24 protein-coding genes are annotated in these 24114 nt (G+C 72.5%); 12 read left to right on the top strand and 12 right to left on the bottom strand.

Annotated features, from left to right (window positions below):
- The first annotated feature begins 74 nt into the window (after positions 1-74).
- From O7626_RS02480 to O7626_RS02470, 3 genes are read left to right on the top strand one after another with little or no spacing between them, the layout of a single operon-like run.
- Complete coding sequence (locus tag O7626_RS02480) at positions 75-1277, top strand: ATP-grasp domain-containing protein (protein ID WP_278058830.1); 1203 nt, start codon at positions 75-77, stop codon at positions 1275-1277.
- Positions 1274-3235 carry an IucA/IucC family siderophore biosynthesis protein gene (locus O7626_RS02475; protein ID WP_278058828.1) on the top strand — a complete coding sequence of 654 codons (1962 nt, stop codon included), beginning with the start codon at positions 1274-1276 and terminating at the stop codon, positions 3233-3235. Before O7626_RS02480 ends, O7626_RS02475 begins: the two co-directional genes overlap by 4 nt.
- A gap of 56 nt (positions 3236-3291) precedes the next feature.
- The gene (locus O7626_RS02470) at positions 3292-4863 is read left to right on the top strand and encodes an IucA/IucC family protein (protein ID WP_278058826.1); all 1572 of its coding nucleotides are present in this window, start codon (positions 3292-3294) and stop codon (positions 4861-4863) included.
- A 55-nt stretch (positions 4864-4918) separates the two neighbouring features.
- Here the strand turns inward: O7626_RS02470 and O7626_RS02465 are convergent, their stop codons facing one another.
- Positions 4919-7144 carry a hypothetical protein gene (locus O7626_RS02465; RefSeq protein ID WP_278058824.1) on the bottom strand — a complete coding sequence of 742 codons (2226 nt, stop codon included), beginning with the start codon at positions 7142-7144 and terminating at the stop codon, positions 4919-4921.
- 462 nt (positions 7145-7606) lie between these two features.
- Between O7626_RS02465 and O7626_RS02460 the strand changes: the two genes are divergently transcribed.
- The 6 genes from O7626_RS02460 to O7626_RS02435 all read left to right on the top strand — a co-directional run bounded on the left by O7626_RS02460 (position 7607) and on the right by O7626_RS02435 (position 11953).
- Entirely contained in the window at positions 7607-7828 is a 222-nt protein-coding gene (locus O7626_RS02460; protein ID WP_278058822.1) for a winged helix-turn-helix domain-containing protein, read from the top strand.
- Between the two features lie 258 nt (positions 7829-8086).
- Positions 8087-8347 carry a hypothetical protein gene (locus tag O7626_RS02455; RefSeq protein WP_278058820.1) on the top strand — a complete coding sequence of 87 codons (261 nt, stop codon included), beginning with the start codon at positions 8087-8089 and terminating at the stop codon, positions 8345-8347.
- 8 nt (positions 8348-8355) lie between these two features.
- Positions 8356-9042: a hypothetical protein gene (locus O7626_RS02450; protein ID WP_278058818.1), complete on the top strand. Its 687-nt coding sequence runs from the start codon at positions 8356-8358 to the stop codon at positions 9040-9042.
- A 32-nt stretch (positions 9043-9074) separates the two neighbouring features.
- On the top strand, positions 9075-9428 hold the full coding sequence (locus tag O7626_RS02445; RefSeq protein ID WP_278058816.1) for a hypothetical protein: 354 nt from the start codon (positions 9075-9077) through the stop codon (positions 9426-9428).
- 63 nt (positions 9429-9491) lie between these two features.
- On the top strand, positions 9492-10643 hold the full coding sequence (locus O7626_RS02440) for an alanine racemase (RefSeq protein WP_278058813.1): 1152 nt from the start codon (positions 9492-9494) through the stop codon (positions 10641-10643).
- A gap of 32 nt (positions 10644-10675) precedes the next feature.
- Positions 10676-11953, top strand: a complete 1278-nt coding sequence (locus tag O7626_RS02435) for a MarR family winged helix-turn-helix transcriptional regulator (RefSeq protein ID WP_278058812.1) — start codon at positions 10676-10678, stop codon at positions 11951-11953.
- Positions 11954-11963: 10 nt separating this feature from the next.
- Here the strand turns inward: O7626_RS02435 and O7626_RS02430 are convergent, their stop codons facing one another.
- Positions 11964-12350, bottom strand: coding sequence for a MerR family transcriptional regulator (locus O7626_RS02430; RefSeq protein WP_278058810.1), 387 nt, complete (start codon positions 12348-12350; stop codon positions 11964-11966).
- A 51-nt stretch (positions 12351-12401) separates the two neighbouring features.
- On the opposite strand from O7626_RS02430, the gene O7626_RS02425 reads away from it, so the two are divergent.
- Positions 12402-13193 (top strand): MBL fold metallo-hydrolase, encoded by a 792-nt coding sequence (locus O7626_RS02425; RefSeq protein ID WP_278058808.1) that lies wholly within the window; start codon positions 12402-12404, stop codon positions 13191-13193.
- Here the strand turns inward: O7626_RS02425 and O7626_RS02420 are convergent.
- From O7626_RS02420 to O7626_RS02410, 3 genes are all read right to left on the bottom strand, one after another.
- Positions 13162-13503 (bottom strand): hypothetical protein, encoded by a 342-nt coding sequence (locus O7626_RS02420; protein WP_278058806.1) that lies wholly within the window; start codon positions 13501-13503, stop codon positions 13162-13164. The genes O7626_RS02425 and O7626_RS02420 overlap by 32 nt on opposite strands.
- Entirely contained in the window at positions 13466-13972 is a 507-nt protein-coding gene (locus O7626_RS02415) for a transposase (RefSeq protein ID WP_278058804.1), read from the bottom strand. Before O7626_RS02415 ends, O7626_RS02420 begins: the two co-directional genes overlap by 38 nt.
- A gap of 169 nt (positions 13973-14141) precedes the next feature.
- Positions 14142-15404, bottom strand: a complete 1263-nt coding sequence (locus tag O7626_RS02410) for an erythromycin esterase family protein (RefSeq protein WP_278058802.1) — start codon at positions 15402-15404, stop codon at positions 14142-14144.
- A gap of 74 nt (positions 15405-15478) precedes the next feature.
- Here O7626_RS02410 and O7626_RS02405 point away from each other — a divergent pair, with 74 nt between their 5' ends.
- Positions 15479-15670, top strand: coding sequence for a DUF2795 domain-containing protein (locus O7626_RS02405; protein ID WP_278058799.1), 192 nt, complete (start codon positions 15479-15481; stop codon positions 15668-15670).
- A gap of 23 nt (positions 15671-15693) precedes the next feature.
- Here the strand turns inward: O7626_RS02405 and O7626_RS02400 are convergent, their stop codons facing one another.
- Positions 15694-16341 carry a response regulator transcription factor gene (locus tag O7626_RS02400; RefSeq protein ID WP_278058798.1) on the bottom strand — a complete coding sequence of 216 codons (648 nt, stop codon included), beginning with the start codon at positions 16339-16341 and terminating at the stop codon, positions 15694-15696.
- Positions 16329-17471, bottom strand: coding sequence for a sensor histidine kinase (locus O7626_RS02395; protein ID WP_278058795.1), 1143 nt, complete (start codon positions 17469-17471; stop codon positions 16329-16331). The genes O7626_RS02400 and O7626_RS02395 overlap by 13 nt, the downstream gene beginning before the upstream one ends.
- Positions 17472-17583: 112 nt before the next feature.
- Between O7626_RS02395 and O7626_RS02390 the strand changes: the two genes are divergently transcribed.
- The gene (locus O7626_RS02390) at positions 17584-18759 is read left to right on the top strand and encodes a serine hydrolase domain-containing protein (RefSeq protein WP_278058793.1); all 1176 of its coding nucleotides are present in this window, start codon (positions 17584-17586) and stop codon (positions 18757-18759) included.
- Between the two features lie 28 nt (positions 18760-18787).
- Here O7626_RS02390 and O7626_RS02385 read toward each other — a convergent pair whose 3' ends face one another.
- From O7626_RS02385 to O7626_RS02365, 5 genes are all read right to left on the bottom strand, one after another.
- Entirely contained in the window at positions 18788-19444 is a 657-nt protein-coding gene (locus tag O7626_RS02385; protein WP_278058790.1) for a response regulator transcription factor, read from the bottom strand.
- Positions 19408-21336 (bottom strand): sensor domain-containing protein, encoded by a 1929-nt coding sequence (locus O7626_RS02380; RefSeq protein ID WP_278058789.1) that lies wholly within the window; start codon positions 21334-21336, stop codon positions 19408-19410. Before O7626_RS02380 ends, O7626_RS02385 begins: the two co-directional genes overlap by 37 nt.
- A gap of 153 nt (positions 21337-21489) precedes the next feature.
- Positions 21490-23148, bottom strand: a complete 1659-nt coding sequence (locus O7626_RS02375; RefSeq protein ID WP_278058787.1) for a molybdopterin-dependent oxidoreductase — start codon at positions 23146-23148, stop codon at positions 21490-21492.
- A 60-nt stretch (positions 23149-23208) separates the two neighbouring features.
- Positions 23209-23835: a fasciclin domain-containing protein gene (locus O7626_RS02370; protein ID WP_278058785.1), complete on the bottom strand. Its 627-nt coding sequence runs from the start codon at positions 23833-23835 to the stop codon at positions 23209-23211.
- A gap of 35 nt (positions 23836-23870) precedes the next feature.
- Positions 23871-24092 carry a hypothetical protein gene (locus tag O7626_RS02365; protein ID WP_278058783.1) on the bottom strand — a complete coding sequence of 74 codons (222 nt, stop codon included), beginning with the start codon at positions 24090-24092 and terminating at the stop codon, positions 23871-23873.
- Positions 24093-24114: the final 22 nt, after the last annotated feature.

Below are 24114 nucleotides of genomic sequence, written 5' to 3'. Positions count from 1 at the left end.
TAATCTTCCGCTAGGTAAGCCTTACCTTAGTGGAAAGAGGGACGCCGGGTGGCACCGCCGGAGGAGACTCGTCCGTGCGGCTCTACCTGACGGCGCTCAACCCGACCGACTCGGTACTCGACGGGTTCCTGCCGGCGGCCGTCCGGCTCGGACTGCCGGTGACCGTACTGACCGACCAGCCCGCCGCCTGGCGGGTGGAGCCGGTGCGACGGTCCGGGGCGGAGATCCGGGGTGCGGACGTTCGCGACGTGCGCGGCGTACTCGACGCGGTGCAGCAGGGCGAGCCGCCGGTCGCGCTGCTGTCCAACAGTGACCACCTACAGACCCCGACCGCGCTCGCCGCCGAGTACCTGGGACTGCCCGGAAAGGACTGGCGGGCCACCGTGCGCGGCAAGGACAAGCGACTCACCCGGCGTACCGTCGCCGACGCCGGACTGGACCGGGTGGCTGTGGTGGCGCTGCATCCGGACGACCCGGCGGAGCGGGCCGGGACCGTGCCCTTCCCGGCGGTGGTGAAGCCCCGGGAGGGCGTGGCCAGCGAGGACGTCTACCTGGTCGAGGACATGGCCGAGCTGCGGCGTCGGGTCACCGAGATCCGCACCCGGCGCCCCGGCCGAGACCTGCTGGTTGAGGAGTACCTGGCCGGCGAACTGCACACCCTGGAGACGCTGGGCGACGGCAGCGGTAGGGCGGTGCTGGGCGGCTGGCAAACCAGCCTCGGGCCGCCGCCGACCTTCACCGAGGAGGCTCTGGACTGGGCCCCCGAGCTGCCGGCGCCGGTACTCGGCCAGGTGCTCGCCCAACTCGACGCGCTCGGGGTCGGCTTCGGCGCCTGCCACACCGAGTTCGTGGTCACCGACGACGGCCGGGCCCGGCTCGTCGAGGTCAACTACCGGCTGGTCGGCGACCGGGTCGACCTGGTGATGGCCGACCTGCTCGAACTGCCGCTCTTCGCGCACGTCATCCGGATCCACGCCGGTGATCCGCTGCCGCCGCTGCCCGACCCGGTACGCCTGCCCCGGCACGCCCGGGTCGAGTGGGTCTGTGCCGACCGCTCCGGGACGCTGGTCGCCGCGCCCGGACCGGTGGACGCGACCGGACCGGCCGGGGTCACGCTCGGCGCCCGTCCACTCCGGACTGTCGGGACGACCGCCCCGCTCACCGGCACCAACCGGGACTACCTGGCGGCGTTGCACGGGATCGGGCCCGACCGGGCGACGGTACGCGCCGCGCTGGCCCGCTTTCGGGCGGCCCACCGCTGGAGGATCGAGGGATGACGACGCGACGCCCGGCGGAGCCGACGAGCCTGGCCGGCGGCGGCCCCCACGCACCGCAGCACCGGACCACCGACGACACGGTGCGCGGAAGCGCCGCCGCCGACGACGACGCCGAGCGGCAGCTCTTCCAGCGGGTACTGGACGCGCTGCTCCGCGAGGACCACCTCGGCCTGGCCGGCAGCGGGCGTCCCGCGGGTCGGTGGTGGCTCACCCGGATTCCGGGCGCCCGGTTGGCACTGCCGGTCCGTTCCGACGGCTTCCAGCACGAACTGCGCACCGCCGCCGCGGAACTGCTGGTACTACCCGACGCCGACCCGAACCCCGGCCCCGACCCCGACCCGGGCCCTGACTCGGAGCCGGAGCGGAAGCGCACTCCGGAGCCGTTCGCGGCAATTGGTGGTGATGCCGGCTCCGATGTCCCGGTGCGGGTGGTGCGGGACCTGGACGGGCTGCTGGACGTACTCGCGCCGGTGGGCGATCCGGAGGCCGAGCAGGGGTGGCGGGTGTTCCGCGCCGAGTGCCGGGACGATCTCGTGGCCCGTCGACTCGCCGACCGGACCCGGAGCAGGGTGTACGCAGAACTCCTCGCCACCCGCGCCGGTACCCCGGACGGGATGGCCGGTGCGCTGCTCGACGACGTACTGGCCGCCCGGACGGACCACCCGGTCTACCCGACCAGCCGGGCCCGGATCGGGCTCGACCGCGCCGCCCTGCTCGGGTACGCCCCGGAGCACGCCCCGCGATTCGCCCTGTGCTGGCTGCCGGTGCCGCATGCCGAGCTGACCCTCGCCGGCACGCTGCCGCCCTGGTGGCCGGCGTCCGGACAGCCGGGGACCGTGCTGCTGCCGGTGCACCCGCTGACCGCCGAGCGGTTCGACCTGCCGGTGCTCCGCGCCGACGCGTCCGACCTTCCCGAGGTGCTCGTCCGGCCGACCCTGTCGACCCGGACGGTGGCGCTGGTCGACGACCCGTACACGCATCTGAAGCTGCCGCTGGCCACGGCGACGCTCGGGGCGCGCAACATCCGCACCATCGGCCCCGGCACGCTTGTCGACGGCGCGGAACTACACCGGCTGCTGGCCCGGATCGCCGCCGCCGAACCGGCGTTCGCCGGCCGGATCCTGCACGCCGACGAGAGCTGCTACGGCCATGCCGGCGATCCCGTCCGGTCCTTCCTGGTGCGCCGCTTCCCGGCCGAGCTGACCGGGCGGACCGTCGTCCCGGTCGCCGCGCTGGCCGCCGAGGACCCGGCCGGCGGCACGGTCGCGCAACGGATCGGCGGCCCGGATCCGCGCCCGCTGCTCGAGTCCTACCTGGACCTACTTGTCGACTGGCACGCTTTTCTCTGGCTGCGGCACGGTGTCGCGCTGGAGGCGCACCAGCAGAACATCCACCTCGTCCTCGACCGGCCGGCCCGTAAGCAACAGGCGAGGGCCACCAGCCCGACCAGCGGCAACGCGTCCGACAGCGGTGCGTCCCGCGGCGGCCCGCTCGGCGGTGGTATCTGGTTGCTCTACAAGGACAACGACGGTGCCCGGTTGGTCCGGCGGCCGGGCCCGGCGTTGCGGGACGATCGGATGTGGGTCACTGATCCCGGCGAGCTGGCGGACGTCTTCACCACGATCACCCTGCACCTGGCCGCCGCCGCGCCGCTGCGCGCTCTCGCCGAGCGGGGTGTACCGGTGCCGGACCCCGGTACCGCGCTGCGGACCCGGCTGATCGCCGCCCGGGACCGCTGGGCCGGCACCCCGGCCGGAGCGGAACGAGACGCCCCGGCCGGCTGGGACGTGGCCGCCGCCGGACGGCAGCTCACCGGACGCGTCCTGACCGCCGACCGGTTGCCGGTCAAGGCGATGCTCACCGCCGGCACGCTGCTGTCGAAGCAGCGCACCGGCTGTGCCGACATCAACAAGTACTACCGGCGTACCGGCCCGAACTACCTGCGGTCCGACCGGTGACCGAGGTGGCGAACCGGGCGCCCGGGAGCAGGCACCGCAGCAACGAGGAGCAGTCGATGACCGCCGCCGTGTCCCGGCCCACCGCCGACGTCGCGAGTACGCACACTCTGCTCGGCTGCGTCGTCCGGGAGCTCGCCGGGCCGGAACGGCAGACCACGCTCGCCGACGGGTACGCGGTGGTACGGCTGCCGCGCAGCGCCGTGCTGCTGCGCTGTGCGGTGGCCCGGGTCTCCGAGGTGGGTGCGCACCGCTACCAGGGGCCGGTGCAGCGGCTCTCCGCCGACACCTGGTCACCGGTGGACGCGGCCGAACTCGCCGCGCTGGTCACCGACGAGCTGACCCTGCGCACGGGAGTACGCAACGACGAGTTCGCCGAGCAGGTGGTGGCCAGCCGGGACGCGCTGGACCGGGTACTCCGGCTGCGCCCGCCGGCCGATCCGGACCCGACCGGCGAGATTGCGATCGACTCCTATGTGGACTCCGAGCAGTCACTTGTGCACGGCCACCCCCGGCATCCGACGCCGAAGTGGCGCAGCGGCGACGTCGAGGCGTGGAACGCGTACGCCCCGGAGCTGCGGACCAGCCTGCGGCTGCGCTGGATCGGCGTACCGGAGGAGCTGCTCGGCTCGGCGGGACCGTTCGACGAGCTGATCGGGGTACTCGATCCGCCGGAGGCACCGGTCGGGTACGCCGTGCTGCCGGTGCACCCCTGGCAGTACGCGCTCGCCCGGCCGCTCGACCCCCGGCTGCGCGATCTCGGTACGGCCGGCGCGGTGCTCCGGCCGACCGCCAGCGTGCGTACCCTCTACGCCCCCCGCGCCGACCTCTTCGTCAAGACCAGCCTGCACGTCCGGATCACCAACTGCGTACGCAAGAACGCCCGCCACGAGCTGACCGGAGCGGTGGCGCTGACCCGGCTCCTCGACACGCTGCCACTGCCGCCCGGGGTGGCGCTGCTGCCCGAGCCGGCGTACCGGACGGTGGAGCTGCCGGTGCTGGACGAGACGTACGGGGTGATCCTGCGCGGCGGGCTGCGCCCGCACCTGGCCGACGGCGAGACGCCGCTGCTCGCCGCCGCGCTGGCCGCCGCGCCGCTGCCGGTGGCCGACCCGGTCGGCTGGTGGGTGGCGTACGTCCGGCTGCTCGTCCCGGCGGTGCTGGAACTCTGGGGGCGGCACGGGGTGGTGCACGAGGCGCACCTGCAGAACGTCGTGGTGGTGCTGGACGCCGACCGGTGGCCGGTGCGGATGCTGCTGCGCGACCTGGAGGGGGTCAAGCTGGACACCGAGCGCCGGGCCGACTGGCTCGCCCGACTGCCGGCCCCGATCGGGTACGACCCGGAGCAGGCGTTCAACCGGGTCAGCTACTGCCTCTTCGTCAACCATCTGGTGGAGCTGGCCGGGGCGCTCGCCGACGCGCGGCCGGGGATCGAGGCGCGGCTCTGGGCGGCGTTGCGCGAGGTGGTGGCCGAGACCTCCGCCCGGCTCGGCGAGCCGCCCCGGCTGCGGGCGCTGCTGGCCGGCGTACCGCTGCCGGTCAAGGCCAACCTGTTGGTGCGCTGGCAGCGGGCCGCCGACCGGCACGCCGACTACCTGCCCTTTCCCAACCCGATCGGCGAACGCTGGTGAACACGCGCCGCCCGAGCCCGAGTCCGGGCCCGAGCCCGAGCCCGGGCCCGGTTCGTCAGAGGCCGAGGGCGCCGATGGCGGCCGGCAGGGTGGCCGCGACGGCGAGTTGACGTACGTCGTGGTGTTCGCGGACCGATACCCGGCAGGTGCTGTCTCCATAGTGCACGGCGACAGGTTGCGCCGGATGGTGGCGGGCGAGCCGGCGCAACAGGGGTACCGGATCGTCGACGGTCCTCGAGGTCGGGTTCTGCGGTACCGGGATCGATGCGGTCGGGTCGGCGGGGACGTTGCCGGCGATGGCGAGTTCGAGATATTCGAGGCAGTACGCGGTCGCGGCCTCCGGGGTGGACCAGGTGGGTGGGTCCGCCGGGGCGGGCGGGACGCCTGGACGGTCGACTGTGACGTCCCAGCTCTCGCCCTGGACGAGGGTGAGGTCGCCGGCATTCCGGCTGTGGTCGGTGAGGGTGATCGTGACCGCCAGCCGCAGCCCGAGGAGGAGCCGGAGCAGGTCGGCCAGGGGCGGCACATCGGGGCGACGGGCGAGCAGGAACAGTCGGGCTCCGGGGCGCCCCCGGGCGGCCCAGCTCAGATACTCGGTGAGCGGGTCGGCGCCCGGCTCGTGCAGGGTGACGGTACCGTCTCGGAGACCGTGGTCGAGAGTGCCGCCGCCGTCGAGTTCGACCAGGTCCTCCGGGCGTACGCCGAAGTGGTCGGCCCAGCCGGCGAGCCGGAACTGGCCGGGAAGCTGGTGCAGCGGTTTGCCGCCGGGGTAGGTCGCGACGTGCGACGCCGGGACGTGCTGCCCGGCTCGCCAGTGCTCCTCCCCCGCCGGTCGGGCCGGCTCGTCGCCGTCTCCGGCAAGGTCGCCGTCTCCGGCAAGGTCGTCGGGTTGGGCGAGGTCGTCGGGTTGGGCGGTGAGATCGGCCCGCCAGGTCTGCTCGCCGGTCTGCCAGCCGGACGGACCGGCCCGCCAGTGCAGGTGCGCGACCCGGCCGGCCAGGTCGGTGATGGTGACCGTCACCGCGCTGTGCAGTCGACGGCTGTCGCGGCAGGTGTGGCAGCGCAGTACTGACGGGCTGCGGCCGGAGCCGGCGCAGTGTGGACAGTCCGGGTCGGCGCGGTCGGTGCCGAGCCGGCAGCCGCAGCGGCGTAGCCGGCTGTGCGGGTCGCAGTCGGGGCAGTCGACGTACCGGATCGGTGGACCCTGCCAGGATGGTGCCGGCGGCTGCCATCCGCGCCGCAGCACCGGAGAGCGGCGGCTGACGATCTGCCCGGTGGACCGTTCGGTGAGGGTTTCGGTGCTGCCGTCGGCGCGCAGGCTGGTGTGCCACCAGCGTCCGTCACGCCAGACCGCCTGCGCCCCGCAGGTCGGGTCGCCGGTGCCGAGATCGACGCAGTCGGCGAGGATCCGCCGTTCGAGCTGGTCCAGGTCGATCGTCGACGGCCCGGCCGAGGGTGGCGTGCCGGTCAACTGGTGCCCGGGGACGGTCAGGCCACGGGCCTCCAGCCCGTAGAGGGCGTCGAGATCGGTCGTGGCGGTGATCGCGCCGGCCAGGTCGTCGGCGTACCCGTAGGTTTCGGCCGGGACCGGCCCACCCGGCACCTCGAACCGGACCGCCCAGGTCAGCGAGGGCGTGGCGGCCAGCCGGCGGGCCTCGACCACCAGGTCGAGGCAGAGCAGGTCGGCCAGCCGGCACCACCGGCGCAGTTCGGCCGCCGCCTCCCGTTCCGGGACGACAGTGGTACGGCCGAGGTAGAGCCGCCAGGCGTCGTTGCTCTCCCCGGCGATGGCCTCCGCCTCGAGTACCCGCCGCACCGGCGCGGGTTGGTCCGGCCGCCAGGCGCGCGGCAGCAGGACGAGCGGCCCGTCCGGGTCGGCGGGCTGCCGGACGTCGGTCCACGAGCCGACACCGACCAGGCCGGCCAGCTCCCGCAGCAGCGGGCCGAGCGGCAGATGCCAACTTCCGCCGCCGTCCCCCGACCAGGGCGTCGGCTCCACGACTCCGGGTACGACGTTCGCCGACGCCACCGCTCCGCTATCGAGATTCGTCATTGTCAGCACGAGTTGCGCCCGCCGGCGACCGGTCTGCTGGCAGTCGTGGCACGGGCGGCCGACCGTGCCGACCCCCTGGCACTCCCGACAGTCCCGGTACGCCTCCGCCGCCGGCCGGTCCTGCTCGGTGACCAGCAGTCGGTCGCCGCCGTAGGTGCAGTGGCAGCGGTCGAGAGTGAACGCGAGCCCGTCACACGACCGGCACGACACCACCGGCACCCCGGCCATCAATACCCCGCCAGTTTCCGCGCCGAGGCCGACCGGTACGCCGACCCGAGCCGCCTCGCCGACACTCCCGCCCGCCGCGACAGCCGTTTCAACAGATCACGCACAGCCCTCACCAACCTTCCGACGACCGCAGCAGGTGGGCGGGTGGGCACGGTTCGGTCTGCCCAGCACACTCACCCGAACCGGGACCCCCCGCTCTGCCAACGCGGCCACGACCAGCACGCGCGTCAGCAGGGCGTGGTTGGGGCCAGCACGGCTGGAGGGGAGATCACCAGCCGTGCTGGCAGTGTGTGCCCAACCGGAGGGCCGGCTGCCTACCAGGCTTTCCGTTGCCAGGCGTCACACAGAGGTAACTTACAATGCAAAGCATGTGAGGACAAGTACCCGGCATGCAAAGCAGGCAGAGTATTGAGGCCATGTCGGCGATCATGAGAGGATGCATGGGCCTACCAGGAAGTTGCCATGCCCCGAATCTCAGATCGTCAGCGCATCGCGCAAGACATCCGAAACAAGATCGCGTCGGGTGAGTACAAACCCGGCGACAAGTTGCCGTCGCTGCGCGAGCTGACCGCCCTCTACGACGTGTCCGCCGAACCCGTTCGGTCGGCCCTGCTGATCCTGCAAGCCGAGGGCCTCCTGGAAGGCCACCAGGGGAAGGGCGTGTACGTCACCGAGCCGAAATAGTCGCTTCCCGACTCGGCACCGGCAATCGACCGCTCGATGTACCCTTTGACACTCTCGGATAGTGTTCGACCAGCCCCGCAGGCGCGACGTGGCCGGCAACGTGACCTCCGCCGGCTTGCAAAGGACGCCGCACGACGGCCGGCTGTCGGGAGGATCACTATGGCCACCTTCGAGGAAGTCGAAGCAACACTCAGCCGGGCCGCCGAACAGCGGAAGATCCTCTTCGACGTCGTCCCCCTGCGTTAGCCAGGCGGCGCGGTGAACATCGACGAGGTGAAACGCACCATCCGAGCGGGCAACCAGGCCGCCGAGGAGACCAAGGCCACTTTGGACGTGGCCCGCGCCGAGGCGGCCGCCGCCGAACAACTCGCACGGGTGACCATCCACGACAGCCAGGACGAGGACGCGCAGGCCGGCCTGAAGATCCTTGAGGGCTTCGAGCGTGAGGTGGGACTGGTGGTGCGCCGCGTCGACGCCGCCGTCGAGCACGCCAACGCCTACCTCGCGGCTCTCGGATGACCGATCCTATGCGGGAGGTGGTGGCCCAGCTTCTCGACGTACGCCAACGTCTCGCCGCCGCCACAGTAACCGCGATGAGAGCCAAGGCCGATGCCGAGCAGGTCTATCGGCGATATGCCGAAGCGGCACAGGGCACCGAACATCCGAAGATACAAGAAGCCCTCACCGATATCAGGACTGCCAGCGAGAAGGCAACTAGAACGGCCCGTCTGCTCAACGAGGCGAGAACACGATTCACCGCTTACCTCAACAGAATCGCCCCTGGCAGCGTGCCGGATGTGGACGTCTCGGAAGCAGAGATGCCGCCAGGCGAACAACTGGTAGGCGACGCCGTCCGCCGAGCGGAGAGTTCGTCCGGCATCGGCGCGTTCCTGAGAAGGACGAGCCGCAACATCGAGAACATCCAGGACGCGGGCAAGAGTGCCACCGAGGCGGCACAGAACACTATCAGGATAATCAAGAACCCCTTCAAGCCGCCGGGATCACAAACAACGAGCACCGCGACCGGATCGCCTGCCCAGCCGTCGATCCTGCAGAGAATCGATGCGCCGGAGGCGGTGGGAAATCTTCTCGTCGTGGGTGTGATAGCCGGCGTGTCACTTCATAGATCAACCCCATTTGTTACGCAAGAGCATAGAGAGGTTCAGGTCACGTGCAAGCAAGCAGAGAAGCGAGCGATCTCGTACGAGCGATAGCGAAGAGTGATTGGAACCGAGCCGATCGTCTGGTGGAACGCCTGGATCAAGTCGGCTGGGGCGAGGGGGCGCAGATCATCAGCGCTGCCTTCGCAATCGCCGTCGACCGGCGGTTCCGCGATAAGAGCCTCCAGGACATCGCCGAGTTCGTTGCCAACACACGCGCTCGCTATCAGGACGGCTCCGAACTTCCTGCTCTCGCCATGGAAGGAATGATCCGTGCCGTGCTCGGAGAGGCGCACCTCGTGGACGACATCGCGCCCGACACCGCATTCTCCGCGCAGATCGCGATCCTCGGCACGCTGCTGCATGACGAGAACCTGACCGACACCCAGTTGGATCAGTTCATCCAGCAGGTCGAGAAGACCGCCGCCGAGTACATGTAGGAACAGAGCAAGCCGATGTCAACGACGTCGCGTCTCCGACGACGCGTTTGGGAAGGCGAGCCGGTGACAGGTCCCGCCAAGCCGGGTTACTGGTACGACCTGGCCGGGCTGGACGCCTGGGCGGCGGCGGTCCGGGCCGCGCTGCCGGCCGGGGTCGAGCTGCTGTACGCGATGAAGGCGAACCCGGACCCGGGCATCCTGCGTACCCTCGCCCCGCACGTCGACGGCTTCGAGGCGGCCAGCGGCGGCGAGCTACGGCACTTGACCGAGGTCTTCCCCGGCACCGCCCCGGCGGCGTTCGGCGGCCCCGGCAAGACCGACCCGGAACTCGCCGCCGGGCTGGCCGCCGGGGTGCGCCGGTTCCACGTCGAGTCCCCGACCGAGCTGTACCGGCTGTCCCGGCTGGCCGACGACCGGGGCGAGATCACCGACGTGCTGCTCCGGGTCAACCTGCCGGTGCCGGTCGGCGGGGCGGTGCTGGTGATGGGCGGGCGGCCGAGCCCGTTCGGGATGTCCCCGGCCGACGCCCGGGACTGCGCGAAACTCGAGCTGCCGGGAATCCGGATCCGGGGCGTGCACGCCCATCTCGGCAGCGGACTCGACGCGCCGACCGCCGCCGAGATGGCCCGGACGATCGTGGAATGGGCGGTGGCCGAACTCGACGCCCGGGAGGTGAACGTCGGCGGCGGCATGGCTGTCGACTACACCGACCCGGCCGCCCGGTTCGACTGGCCGGCGTACGGGGCAGCGCTCGCCGACCTGCTCGGCTCGTATCCCGGCCGGACGCTGCGGATCGAGCCGGGCCGGGTCCTGACCGTCTACTGTGGCCGCTACCGGGTCGGCGTGCTGGACGTGAAGCGTTCCGGTGCCGAGTGGTTCGTGGTGGTGACGGGCGGCACGCACCAGTTCCGCACCCCGGCCGCGAAGGGGCACTCGCAGCCGTTCATCGTGCTCCCCCGACCGGAGTGGGCGTACCCGTTCCCCCGCCCGGTCACCGGTGACGCCGGGCCGGTGACCGTCGTCGGGCAGCTCTGCACTCCGAAGGACGTGCTGGCCCGGCTGCCGGACGTGGCCGTACTGCCGCCGTCGGGCCGGATCGCCGCCGGTGACACGATCGTCTTCGAGATGGCCGGTGCGTACGCCTGGAACATCAGTCATCGGGACTTCCTGATGCACGACCCCCCGGAGTTCCGGACCGGCATACCGGAGGAGTGACCAACGCCCGATCTCTGACTATAGTCAGAGAAATGACGGGGACCACACAGGAACAGGCAGCGACACAGGAACAGGCGGCGATCGTCGACCAGGCCCGGTCGGTCCGCGACTTCAACCGCTACTACTCGCAGCGGCTCGGGCTGCTCACCGACCGCTACCTCGGCCAGGACCGGCCGCTGAGCGAGGCGCGGCTGCTCTACGAGATCGGCACCGGCGCCTCGGTCCGCGACCTGCGCGCCCGACTCGGCTGGGACTCCGGCTATCTGAGCCGGTCACTGCGCTCGCTCGCCGGGCAGGGCCTGGTCCGGCTCCGGACGCACGAGACGGACGGCCGGGTCCGGGTCGCCGAACTGACCGAGGCCGGCATCGCCGAGCTCGCCGAACTGGACCGCCGGTCGACCGCCGCGGCCGGCGACCTGCTCGCTCCGCTCACCCCCGCCCAGCGGGCCGAGCTGATCGAGGCACAACGGCGTACCCGCCGGCTGCTCCGGCTGGCCGCCGTCACGGTCGAGCCGACCGGCGCCGACTCGGCCGCCGCCCGGCACTGCCTGGCCGAGTACGCCGCCGAACTCGCCACCCGGTTCCCCGAGGGCTACGACCGGGCCGCCCTGGTCAGTACGGACCAGGTAAGCGGCGGGGCCGGCGCGTTCCTGGTCGCCTACGAGCAGACCCGGCCGGTCGGCTGCGGCGGCATCCGCACCCTGGCACCGGGGGTGGCCGAACTGTGCCACCTCTGGGTGCACCCGGACGCGCGGGGGCTCGGGCTCGGCCGGCGGCTGCTCGGGGAACTGGAGCGGCAGGCGGTGAGGCGGGGACTGCACATCGTCCGGCTCGGCACCCACCGCTCGCTGCCGGAGGCTGCGGAACTCTACCGATCAGCCGGCTACCGGGAGATCCCGGTCTACGGCGACAGCCCGTACAACCAGGATTGCTTCGAGCGGGTGTTGAGCAGCGGCGACGTACCCGGGAAGGGGCTGCCGTCGCTGCACGGCCGGCGGTTCCGGGCGGTGCACGAGGTCGACGGCGGCGAGGTCGGCACCGCGACCGTCTTCGACTACCGGGAACGCGGCGGCGAGATCTCGGCGGCGTACTCCGGCGGCAGCGTCCGGACCGGCCACCTGGTCGGCACCCGGGACGGCGACACCCTCGACTTCCGCTACGCCCAGCTCAACACCGCCGGCCAAACCTCCACCGGGCACTGTGTCAGCCGCATTTCGAGACTGCCGGACGGCCGGCTGCGGCTCGACGAGACCTGGGCCTGGGAATCACGTGAGGGCTCCGGCACAAGTGCGGTCGAGGAGATCGACTAGCTGTTGCAGTTCAGGGCGTCGACGATACGAAGTCCTGACATGCGGGACACTCGCGAAGCACGGGGTGGGAACACTCCAGCACGTGATCGAGAAAGGTCACGACCCGTTCGAGTTGGGCACGTTGGCGGTTGATCGCGTCGCGCTGCTTGGTGACGAGGTGCCTGCGCTCGTGTCGCTGGCCGTTCAACAGCTGGGCGATCACGCTGAGCGACATGCCGGCCTGCTGACACTTGATCGCGATCGACAGCGCATCCAGCGACTCCGGGTCGTAGCGTCGGGCACCGCTCGCAGTGCGATGCGGAGTGATCACCCCTGCGGCCTCCCAATGCCGGAGGAGGTGTGCCGAGACCCCGAGACGTTCAGCCGCCTCGCCGATTCGCAGTAGTTGAATGCGCATGTGCCGATGATCGTTGACTTCGAGCCGACACGAACTTCTACCCTTCACCGGGTGCGAATCCATGAGCTCAACGGCGGAACCCTCAACGTCCCGGGCGGGCAAGCCGTCTTCGGGGTACCTCACTTCGTCTGCAGATGCCTCCTGATCGAGCTGGAAGGCCGGCTAGTCGCCGTCGACACGGGGATCGGGCGCGCGGACATCGAGTCCCCCGGGCTTCGCCTGGGCGAAGGCTGGATCGCGCAGGTCAGCCCAGCGCTCGATCCCGACGAGACGCTCATTGCCCGCGTCATCTCGCTGGGTCTGGATCCCGACGACGTCTCCGATGTGATCTTGACTCACCATCACCGCGACCACGTTGGCGGCCTTGCCGACTTCCCGGCGGCCCGCGTTCACGCCACAGGCGCGTGTCGATCCGCGGTTGAGGACGGTGACGGACGCGTCATGCCCGCACAATGGGCGCACGGCGTGACGTGGGCTCCCCCGCCCACCCCGGCGCCTCCGTGGCGGGGACAAGCCTGCTGGACCCTCGACGACCTTCCGGCATCGATCCGTCTGGTCGAGTTGTCCGGCCACTCGCCGGGACACGCCGGGGTACTGATCGAGAACGCCGCCCAGGGGCAGGAACTCCTGCACGTCGGCGACGCGATCTACCAGCACGCACAGCTTGCCTGCACCGCACCGCCCGCAGTCGAGGCCTTCGCCGCCTCGACACAACATGACCAAACCGCCAGACTCCATACACAACGACTGCTGGCGGAGCTTGCCGACGACAGGTCGGTTCGCCTGGTCAACTCACACGACCCGTTACCTCTCAGTGCGCTTCAGGAAGCACACGGTTGGTAGTCCTGCCTTGCGGTGGGACGGTCCCGGTCTGATCGACTGGTGTCGTGCCGGGTTCACGCTTCACGGCCACCTGCCCGCCGTGGCGGGTCTTCCGGTCGGCTCCACGTGCTGCCACCGGGCCACTCCCGGCGGTTTCGATCCGCGCCGCCAGGGCGGCCAGGTTTGCCGAGCAGGTCTTCGAGGACGGATACCAGCGGTCGGCCACGAGCAGCCGACCACCGTTCCATCCGGTCTTGTACGCCAGTTGGCGTCGGATCTCGGCGAACCCGGCGTCAGCGATGTGCCTGGCCAGCCGCCGGTTGGCGAGCATCCCGGTAACGTTGAGGTCTTCGACCACGATGGGTGCCGTGCTCGCGGGCGAGGCGGGTGGTGAGCTTGTGCAGCCCGTCACGGCGCAGGTTCGCCACCCTGGCGTGCGCCCGGGCGAGGCGGCCCGCGGCCCGCTCCCAGCGTTTCGACGCACGGCGTCCGGCCCGACAGTCCGGGCCGGACTTCCGGGACAGCGCCCGGCCGAGCCCCCGCATGCGCTGCCGCGCGACGACGAGGTGGCGCGGGTTGTCGACCAGCTCGCCGGTGGACAGTGCGGCGAGGTGCGCGACCCCCACGTCGACGCCGACCACCGACTGCGGCCGGGCCGGAACGCGGTCGGCCCGTTCGACCTCGACGGTGAACGCGACGTGCCAGCGGCCACCGTCTCGCCGCACGGTCGCGGACATGATCCGCGCGGTGCCGTTGTCGAGGCGGCGGGCGAGCTTGCGGGCGGACTCGTGAAGCTTCAACCGGCCCAGGCGGGGCGCACGACGTGCGTCCGGTCGGCTGCGACCCGGATCGCGCCGGTGGTGAACCGCACGCTGGGTGCGGTGCGGCGGCGGGACTTGAACCGGGGAAAGCCGACCGGCTGCCCGGCCCGGGTGCCCTCGAAGCTGACGTTGAGACGGACCTCCGACGCTAGACCCCGGAGGGGTACGTCTCGAGTTCGCCGGGGGCGGCGGAGGCGGGCAGCGGGTGCAGCGCGGTGGTGTGGTCGCACCAGACGAAGGCGTCGTACCGGTCGCCGAGCCGGGTCGGCACGTAGTTGCCCCACGCCTCGAAGGACGGGTCGTAGACCACCCCGATCGCCCGGTGGTCGGCCTCGTCGTCCAACCAGTCCGGCCGGTCGCCGTCACCCGCGTCGAAGACCAGCAGGGCACGCTCGGGCAGCACGTGGTGCATCCGCTCCTCCACCGAGCCGGGCCGGGCCGGCGGCACTGTCATCACCTCGGCCGGCGCGCCCCACCGGTCGGCGGCGACCACGCTGCCCTGGTAGCTGCCGAAGCCGACCAGCACCACGTCCTCGGCGCCGTACCGCTCGCGGGCGAGCTGGCCGATGTTCACCATCCCGCCGGCAGCCATGTCGGTGGCGCGGGCGTCACCGACATGCGTGTTGTGCGCCCAGACGACCGCCCGGGACCCCGGGCCGTACCGGTCCAGCAGTCGGTCGAGGGTCTCGACCATGTGACTGTCCCGCACGTTCCAGGACTGCGGGCCGCCGCCGACCATCGCCCGGTAGTACTTCTCCGCGCCGGCCACCACCGCCGCGTTCTGCCAGGCCGAGAAGGCGTCCGCGCCGTCGGCGGCGGCCCGTTCCCGGGTACGCGCCAACAGCCGCACCACCTCCTCCTCGCAGCGGGCCGAGACGAACCGGCTGGCCAGCCCGTACTCCTCGATCCGGCTGCCGTACGGCTCGAAGCACCGGTACGCCTCCTGAGCGGTCTCCAGCGACGCCGGGTCCTCCTCGCCCAGGTAGTCCAGGATCGCCCGCATCGAGTCCCACAGGCTGTAGACGTCGAGACCGTGGAAGCCGGCCCGCGACCCGTCCGGCCGGTCGACGTTCCAGGCCCGCAGCCACCGGCAGAACCGGGCCACCTCGGCGTTGGCCCACATCCAGGTCGGCCACCGCTCGAACCGTTCCAGCGCGCGCTGCGGGTCGTCGTCGCCGCCCGGCGCACCGACCACCGAACGGTGCACCAGGTCGCAGTCCGGCCAGTCGCCCTCCACGGCCACGAACGAGAACCCGCACTCGGCGACCAGCCGCCGGGTGAGCTGCTCACGGAGCCGGTAGTAGTCGTACGTACCGTGACTCGCCTCGCCGAGCATGACCACCCGGGCCGAGCCGATGCGCGCGAGCAGCGGGTCGAAGTCGTCCGCCGCCCCGAGCCGGGATACCAGCATGGGCGGCGGCTACCCCGCGGACCGCCCCGGCAAACCCGTGGTGTGGGTGGGACGAAACCGGGTATCCGACCGGTATGCGAGCCAACGCCATCCAGTTGCAGGAGTCGCTCGCCGGGCTGGACTACCCGGTGTCGAAGGAGGACCTGGTGCGCTGGGCCCAGGAGACCGGTGTCGACACCCAGACCCTCAAGCTGCTCCAGTCGCTGCCGGTCGAGCACTTCCAGACCCCGGCCGAGATCGGCGACGCGATCGTCGAACTCTCCTGACCGGCGGCGGCGACCGGGGGGTGTCAGCCCTGCCGCTGAAGGTACGCGAGTACGGCCCGGACCCGGCGATGACCGCTGTCGGCGGTCACCAGTCCCAGCTTGGCGAAGACGTTTCCCACATGCTTGTGCACGGCGTTGTCGGTGACGAAGAGTCGGGCCGCGATCGTCGCGTTGTCGTGCCCCTCCGCCATCAGCGCCAGAACCTCCCGCTCCCGGCGGGTCAGCGCCGCGATCGGGTCGCGACCGGAACGGCTGAGCAACTGCGCGACGACCTCCGGATCGAGCGCGGTACCCCCGGCGGCGACCCGGTGCAGCGCGTCGAGGAACTCGTCCACCCGGCTGACCCGGTCCTTCAGCAGGTAGCCGATCCCGCCCCGTCCGCCGGAGAGCAGTTCGGTGGCGTACGCCTGCTCGACGTACTGTGACAGCACGAGTACCGGCAGGTCGGGGTGGGCGCGGCGGGCCCGCAGCGCCGCCCGGATGCCCTCGTCGCGGAAGGAGGGCGGCAGCCGTACGTCGACGATCGTGGCATCCGGCCGGTGCGCGTCGACGGCGGCGAGGAAGCCGTCGACGTCCGCGGCGACCGCCGCGACCCGGCAGCCCCGGCTGCCCAGCAGCAGCTCCAGCCCGGCAGAGAGCAGCACGTTGTCCTCGGCGATCACCACCCGCACGGCAACTCCACGGTGATCTCGGTCGGCCCACCGGCCGGGCTTCGCACCGTCACGGCACCGTCCAACGCGGCGGCCCGGCGGCGGATGCCGGCCAGGCCGCTACCGCCCCGCTCGTCCGCCCCGCCGATCCCGTCGTCCACGACGGTGACCCGGAGCAGGTTGTCCTGCCGGGACACCCGCACCAGGGCCCGGTCGGCCCGACCGTGCCGGGCGACGTTGCTCAGCCCCTCGGTGACCGCGAAGTACGCCACCGCCTGCACCGCGACCGGCACCTCGGCCAACTCCCCCACCTCCAGCTCGGCCGGTACCCCGCTGCGGGCCACCACGGTACGCAGCGCACCGGCCAACCCCTGGTCGGCGAGGACCGGCGGATAGATCGTCCGGATCACCTCGCGCAGCTCGGTCATCGCCTCCTCCGTCCCCTCGTGCGCCTCCCGGAGCAGCTCCGCCACCGCCTCCGGGTCGCCCGGCAGCCGGTCCCGGGCCACCGCCAACCGGATGGCGATCGTCACCAGCCGGGCCTGGGTGCCGTCGTGCAGGTCCCGCTCGATCCGGCGCAGCTCGGCACCGTGCGCCTCCAACACGTCGGCGCGAGTCCGGGTCAGCACCGCGATGCGGTCGGCGAGCCGCTCCGCCGCCGACGGCGCCAGGACAGCCAGGCAGACCCGGGCGTGTGCCGTGGCAAGCCGGGGGAAGCCCCAGTACGCCACCGCCGCCAGCCCGGCGACCTGCACCGGCCCGAGGGTCAGTGCCGTGGCCCAGCCGGTCACCGGCACCTCGACCACCAGCCGGGCCGGGTCACCGACGGGGAACGCCCACCACAGTGGCGTCACCACCGCCGCCAGCAGCAGGTTGCCGAGGCAGACCAGCGCCACGGCACCGGCCGGCAGCCCGATCGCGAGATGCGCCGGCAGCCAGCCGAGCGCCCGGCGCGGCCGGATCCGGTGCGTCGGCACGGCCACCCGGCACAGCCGGCCGGCCCGCCGCTCGTGCCAGGCCGCCCATCGGCGGAGCACGGCGGGATGGCCGAGCAGCGGCAGCAGCGGCACAGTCAGTACCACGCTGGCCAGCGTGCCCAGCAGGTATCCCGTCGCCCACCACACCCGGGCCCGGTCTTCTCCTTCGCGCATCGCTCTCCAGCCTCACCGGGCGACGGCGGGATGGCACTACAGCCAGCGGTACCTTTTTGCGGCCGGTCCGGGGTATCGGGTCAGCCCGATACAGCGGCCTAGCGTCCCCGCCATGAGATTCTCGCTTCTGCGCGCCACCGTCGTCGTCGCGACGCTGGCCACCCTCGGCGGCGCGGCGACGGTGGTCGCCGGCAGCGCCGGACCCGAACCCACCCACCGCCAAGACCTGGAGCGCCTGCGCGGGGACGCCGACGCGCTCACCGCCCTCGGGGTGACCGGCGTGCAGGCCCGGCTGGTGCTGCCGGACGGCACCTCGCAGGTCGCCACCAGCGGCGTCGCCGACCTGCCCGGCAAGCGTCCGGTGCCGCCGGACGGGCACTTCCGGATCGCCAGTACCGCGAAGTCGTTCGTCGCGGTGGTGGCACTGCAACTCGTCGGCGAGGGGCGGCTCGGCCTGGACGACACCGTGGAACGCTGGCTGCCCGGCCTGGTCCGGGGCAACGGCAACGACGGGCGCCGGATCACCGTACGGCAGCTCCTCCAGCACACCAGCGGGATGCCCGACGACTTCCCGGACCACGCCTCGGCGGAGGACTACCGGCGGCACCGCGACGACGTGCACACCCCGGAGTCGTTGCTGGCCCGGGCGCTGAAGCACCCACCGGCCTTTCCACCCGGTACGGCGTGGCGCTACTCCAGTACCGGCTTCGTCCTGGTCGACCTGATCATCGAACGGGTCACCGGCCGACCCTGGCACGAGGAGGTTTCCAGCCGGATCATCAAGCCGCTCCGGTTGACCGGTACGAGCTGGCCGGGGCGTACGCCGACACTGCCGGAGCCGCACGCCCGGGCGTACCAGCCGTTCGAGACGCCGACCCTGGTGGACGTCACCGACCAGATCGTCGCCGACCCCGAGGGCGCGATCATCTCCACCACCCGGGACCTGAACACGTTCTTCCGGGCCCTGCTCGGCGGCCGGCTCCTCCGGCCGGCCCAGCTCGCCGAGATGACCCGGACGATGCCGATCGGCCCGGATTTCGCCGAGCTGCTGCCCGACACCCGCTACGGTCTCGGCCTGTTCGAACGGCCGCTGCCCTGCGGCGGCACGTACTGGAGCCACGGCGGCGGGGACGGCGGCTACCTCACCGACAGCGGGGTCACCGCCGACGGGCGGCGCAGCGTCGTCGTGTCGATGTCCAGTGTGCTCGGCCGCGCCCCCGAGGACCACATACGCCAGCAGCGCGCCATGGACACCCTGGTCGGCAACGCCCTCTGCGGCGGGGAGTGACCGCGGCCCGGTCGGGCCGAACCGGACGTCAACCGCCGGCCGCGCCGTTCAGGTATGCCAGGACGGCCAGCACCCGGCGGTTGTCGTCGTCCGAGGGTGCCAGGTCGAGCTTGCCGAAGATGCTGGCGGTGTGCTTGCCGACCGCACTGTCGCTGAGGAAAAGCCGCTGCCCGATGGCGCTGTTGGAGCGCCCCTCCGCCATCAGCTCCAGTACCTCCCGCTCCCGGGGCGTCAACCGGGCCATCGGCGCGTCCCGGCTGCTCCGGGCCAGCAGCTTCGCGATCACGTCCGGGTCCATCGCCGTACCGCCGCCGGCCACCCGGCGCACCGCGTCGACGAACTGCTCCGCGTTGAAGACCCGGTCCTTGAGCAGGTAGCCGATCCCGCCAGTGCCGTCGGCCAGCAGCTCCCGGGCGTAGAGCTGCTCGACGTGCTGGGAGAGCACCAGCACCGGCAGCCCGGGGACCTCCCGGCGGGCGGCGAGCGCGGCCTGGAGCCCCTCGTCGGTCTGGGTGGGCGGCAGGCGTACGTCCACCACGGCCACGTCGGGGCGCAGCTCCAGCAACGCCGCCAGCAGCTCCGGACCGGTCTCCACCGCCGCCACCACCTCGAAGCCGTGCGCGGTGAGCATCCGGGCCAGACCGTCCCTCAGGAGATAGAGGTCCTCGGCGAGGACAACGCGCACGGCACCTCCAGGGTCACCGTCGTCGGGCCGCCCGGTGGACTGCTCAGGTCGACGACGCCGTCGAATGTACCGAGCCGGCGGGCGATGCCGCGCAGCCCACTGCCCCGGGTCTCGTCCGCGCCGCCCCGCCCGTCGTCGACGACCACGATCCGCAGCCGGCCGTCGACATACCCGAGATGCACGGTGATCCGGTCGGCGCGGGCGTGCTTGACCGCGTTGGTCAGCAGTTCGCTGACCGCGAAGTAGGCCGCCGACTCGATCGGCTGCTCCAGCCGGCCCGGCAGCGCGACGGTCACCTTGGTCCGGACCGGGATGTCCAGGGCCAGCGCCCGGACGGCGTCGCCGAGCCCGCGTTCGGCGAGTACCGGCGGATGGATTCCCCGGACCAGGTCGCGCAGCTCGTCGAGTGCCTTCGCCGACGCCTGCCGCGCCTCGGCCAGCAGCGCCCGGGCCGCCTGCGGGTCCCGGTCCATCAGGTATTCGATGTTGCCGAGGTTGATGCCCATCGCGACCAGCCGGGCCTGGGCGCCGTCGTGCAGGTCGCGTTCGATCCGGCGCAGCTCGGCGGCCTGGCTCTCGGTGGCGTCGGCCCGGGTTTCGGTGAGCCGCTGCACCCGCAGCGCCAGCCGGGCCCCGGCGGTCGGGGCCAGCAGCAGCGCCACCCACCGGCCGTTGGACCGGAGCACCGCCGGACCGGCCAGCAGACCGAGCGCGACCAGGGCGAGCCCGACCGGGATCGCCGCCGCGTCGGAGCCGGCGACCGAGGCGTACCAGTCGCCGCCCTCGTCCGGCACCAGCCCGACGGCCATCCAGAGCCGGGGCAGGGCCAGGCCGAAGATGCCGTAGCCGACCGCGGCCAGCGGTGCGGCCAGGGCGAGCCCGCCGGCCACCGGGTCGAGCAGCAGGAAGCCGAGGTCACGCCAGTTCCCCGGATCGCGGACGAGCGAGCGCAGCCGCTCGTGGTACGCCGCCCACCGAGCCGTCCGGTAGAGGTTGTTCCCCACCTGGTAGCGGCCGTCCGGCCGGGGCTGCGGCACCCCGGGCCGGGGCCGGTACGGCGTGGCCACCTCGACCCCGCTCCACCGCGCGGCCAGCTTCCGGCGCAGCTCAGGCAGGCAGCGCTGGTTCTGCATCATCGGCGGCAGCACCACGACGACGCCGAGCCCGTACGCCAGCACCAGGCCGAGTACGGAAGCGGCGGCCATCGGCAGGGCGGCCAGGCTCAGCCCGAGCAGCGCGGCCAGGCGCAGCAGCAGGAGGAGCTGGCGGGCGTACCAGATCCGGAGCCGGCCCGGCTGTCGCTGCTCCGACCCCAACCACCAGTGGGTCCAGCGCCGGTGGGTGGCGAGCAGGCAGGGGGCGACCGCCAGCCCGGCGGCGGCGACGGCGAGCCCGGCCGGCAGGGCCCACCAGTGCCTTCCGGCGTTGCCGAGCGCGTACCAGGCACCGGCGGCGAGCAGCGCGACCGGGAGACCGCCGAGCAGCGTACCGACCACCGGAGTCGCGATCATCCAGCCCAGGTCGCGGTAGCTGGCCGGGTCGCCGAGTACCCAGTCCAGCCAGCGGAGGAAGGCGGGCACCCAGGGCCGCCGGTAGAGCCGGTTGTCGTGCGGGTAGCGCCCGCTCTCCTCCGGCCGCGGCGGCTCGGGCCGGGGCCGGTACGGCGACCCGATCGGTGCGCCACCGGCGCCGGCCAGCCGGCGGACCAGGTTGGTCAGGTACCGCCCGGCCAGGATCGGCAGCGGCACCAGGAAGATCAGCCCGAGTCCGAACCCCGGCACGAAGAAGACCAGGTGCACCAGGAGCAGCACCGCCCCGGCCAGCCCCAGCCCGGCCAGCGCCGCTCCGTGCAGCAGGGCCAGCCCGCTGGTGCGAAGCGCTCTGGATGCCATGCGCCCCAGTCTGGCCGGTCCCGCCCGGCGGCGACACTGCCGGAAGCCGCCGACCCGGGGTGGGGCTAGCCACACCGTCGACCGGGCCCTGCCCCCCTTTCAGGCCCTGCCCCATCCCCGGCGCCCTCGGCCGGCCGAGCACCGACGGCACGGTCAGCCGACCGTCACCGAGACGGTGTGCCAGCCGGTCGCGCCGGACGGGAACGGGGCGGCCCGTTGCCCGGTCTGCACCTCGCCCCCGCCGTCGACCGCCCGTACCCGCAGGGTGTGCGTACCGGTGGACGCGCGCCAGTCGTACCGCCACTGCACCCAGGTGTCGGAGGACGGGACCGGGGCCAGGGTCGCCGGCTGCCATCGCCCGCCGTCGACCTGCACCTCGACCGCCCGGATTCCGCGCCGCTGCGCCCAGGCCACCCCGGCCACCCGCACCGGACCACCCGACAACCGTGCGAACGGTGCGGGACGGTCGATCCGGGAGGCCGTCTTCACCGGTGCCCTGGCCGCCCAGCCCCGCCGCACCCAGTACGCGTCGAAGTCGTCGAACGTCGACAGCTCCAGCTCGGTCAACCACTTGCAGGCGCCGGCGTAACCGTACAAGCCGGGGGTGAGCATCCGGACCGGGAAACCGTGCTCGTACGGCAGCGGCTCGCCGTTCATCCCGACCGCGAGCATCGCGTCCCGGCCGTCAAACACCGTCTCGACCGGTGTGCCGATCGTCATTCCCTCGACGGACCTGGCCACCACCTGGTCGGCGCCGGTCTGGATGCCAGCTTCCCGCAGCAGCGGCGCGAGGGGTACGCCGAGCCAACGTGCCGTGCCGACGTACGGGCCGCCGACCTCGCTCGAAACGCAGTTCAGCGTGATGTCGCGCTCGACCAGCTCGCGCCGGAGCAGGTCGGTGAAGCGCAGCTCGACCGGCCGGTCGACCCGGCCACGGATCCGCAGCCGCCAGTCGTCGACGTCGAGGCGGGGTACCGTCAGGGCGGTGTCGACGCGATAGAACTCGGCGTTCGGAGTGTGGAAGCCCGGCTGGACGTCGGCCGGCAGCGGTTCGGCCGGTCGGGCCGCTGCCGGAAGCATTACGGTCTGCCTCGACCGCGCGGCGTCCCGGTTCCTGATCTGTGTCAGCAGGTAGCCGGCGGTGCCGGTGAGCACGGTCCCGCCGGCCACCACCGTCGCGGCCCGGACGAAGTGCCGTCGGGTCGCCCCCGCCGCCTGGGGTTCGGGAGCGGCGACGTCCGGCGCCGGCGGGGAACTTGGCTCGACACCACCCGGACCGGACGCCCCCTCGGTCGTCCGGTCCGGTCCGGCCCCGAACGGCGCCGGACCGGACCGGCCTGCCCCGACCGCGCGGCGCGGCAGCCGGTGCAGCACGATCGCGGCGACTACGGCACCTGCGGCGGAGGGCAGCAGGTCGGCGGGGCCGGCCGCTGGCCGGGTCAGTGCGGCTGCGGCGCCGACCAGCCCGAACAACACGGCCCCGACCGCTCCGACGGTCGGGCGCCGCGCCGCCAGCAGCCCGGTGAGTACTGCGAACGCGGCGAGCAGCAGCCCGATCCCGCCGAGCAGTACCGGCTTGTCGTACGTGCCGAAGGTCTGGACCGCGAACTCCTTCACCGGAGTGGGTGCCGCGTCGACGACGGCGGACCCGACCGCGACCAGTGGGCCGGCCTGCGGCCGGGTGGCGGCGGCGACGAGTTGCGCCACCGCCACCCCGGCGGCCCCGCCGAGCAGTCCGGCGAGACCTCGGCCGAACAGCTGCCCCGGACGTCCGCGGCTCCCGGCCGGTACGGCCCCGCGCGGCGCTGACATGGCTGTATCCTCCCTCGGGATACGGGAACCGCCGAGCCGACCGCAGCCCGGGCGGCGGGGTCAGGACGGCGGCATCAGGACGGAGTCGACCAGGTACACCACCGCGTTCGCGGTCTGGACGTTGCCGCAGACCACGGTCGCCTCCGGGCCGACCTTGAAGTCGGTGCCGGAGCCGGTCACGGTGACGGTGCCGCCCTGCAGCGTCTTGTGCGAGCCGGCGAGCTGTGCCGGGGCGAGCTTGCCGGACACCACGTGGTAGGTGAGCACCCCGGCGAGCATCTTCTTGTCGGCCATCACCTTGTTCAGGTCGGCCTCGGGGATCTTCGCGAACGCGTCGTTGGTGGGCGCGAAGACGGTGACCCCGTCGGCGCTGTTGAGCGAGTCGACCAGGTCCGCCTCTTTGACCGCACTGACCAGTGTGGAGAGCACCGGGTTGCCGCTGGCGGCGGTGGCCACCGGCACCTTCGCCATCGCCTCGAAGCTGCCCGGGTTCGACGCGTCGGTCGGCACGGCGGCGCAGCCGGGGCCGAACTCGCCGTCCATCATCGCCGGTGCGCTGGTCGCCATCGGCGGCGCGCTGGTCGCCGGGGCGCCGCCCGCCTCGTCCGCCGGGTCGCCGCCGCAGGCGCCGAGCGTCAGGATGCAGGCCGTGGCCACCGCCACCGGCGCGAAAATTTTGGTACGCATGACAGGAAGTCCTTTCATTTCACTTCGTTGGGTGCTTACTGGTGATTCGTCGCCGCATCCCGTCCGGATTGGTCCGGATCCGAACTTCTCGGGAAGCGCGCCCGGAACTCAGTCGGAAGCGCCCTCGGAACTTCGCCGGCCGTGCGGTCGGCGCCGAAGCCGATCGCTGTGAGGACCAGGCACAACCCGAGGTGCAGCAGGTTTTCGGCACCGTTCAGCGCGACGATGTTCGGGGCCGCACCGATCAGCACATTCATCTGGAAGAGTCCGCCGTCGCTA

Source organism: Micromonospora sp. WMMD1102, assembly GCF_029626265.1.
Classification (GTDB): domain Bacteria; phylum Actinomycetota; class Actinomycetes; order Mycobacteriales; family Micromonosporaceae; genus Plantactinospora.
The sequence above is the reverse complement of the archived record's forward strand: the minus strand, read 5'-3'. Positions and strand labels throughout refer to the sequence as shown.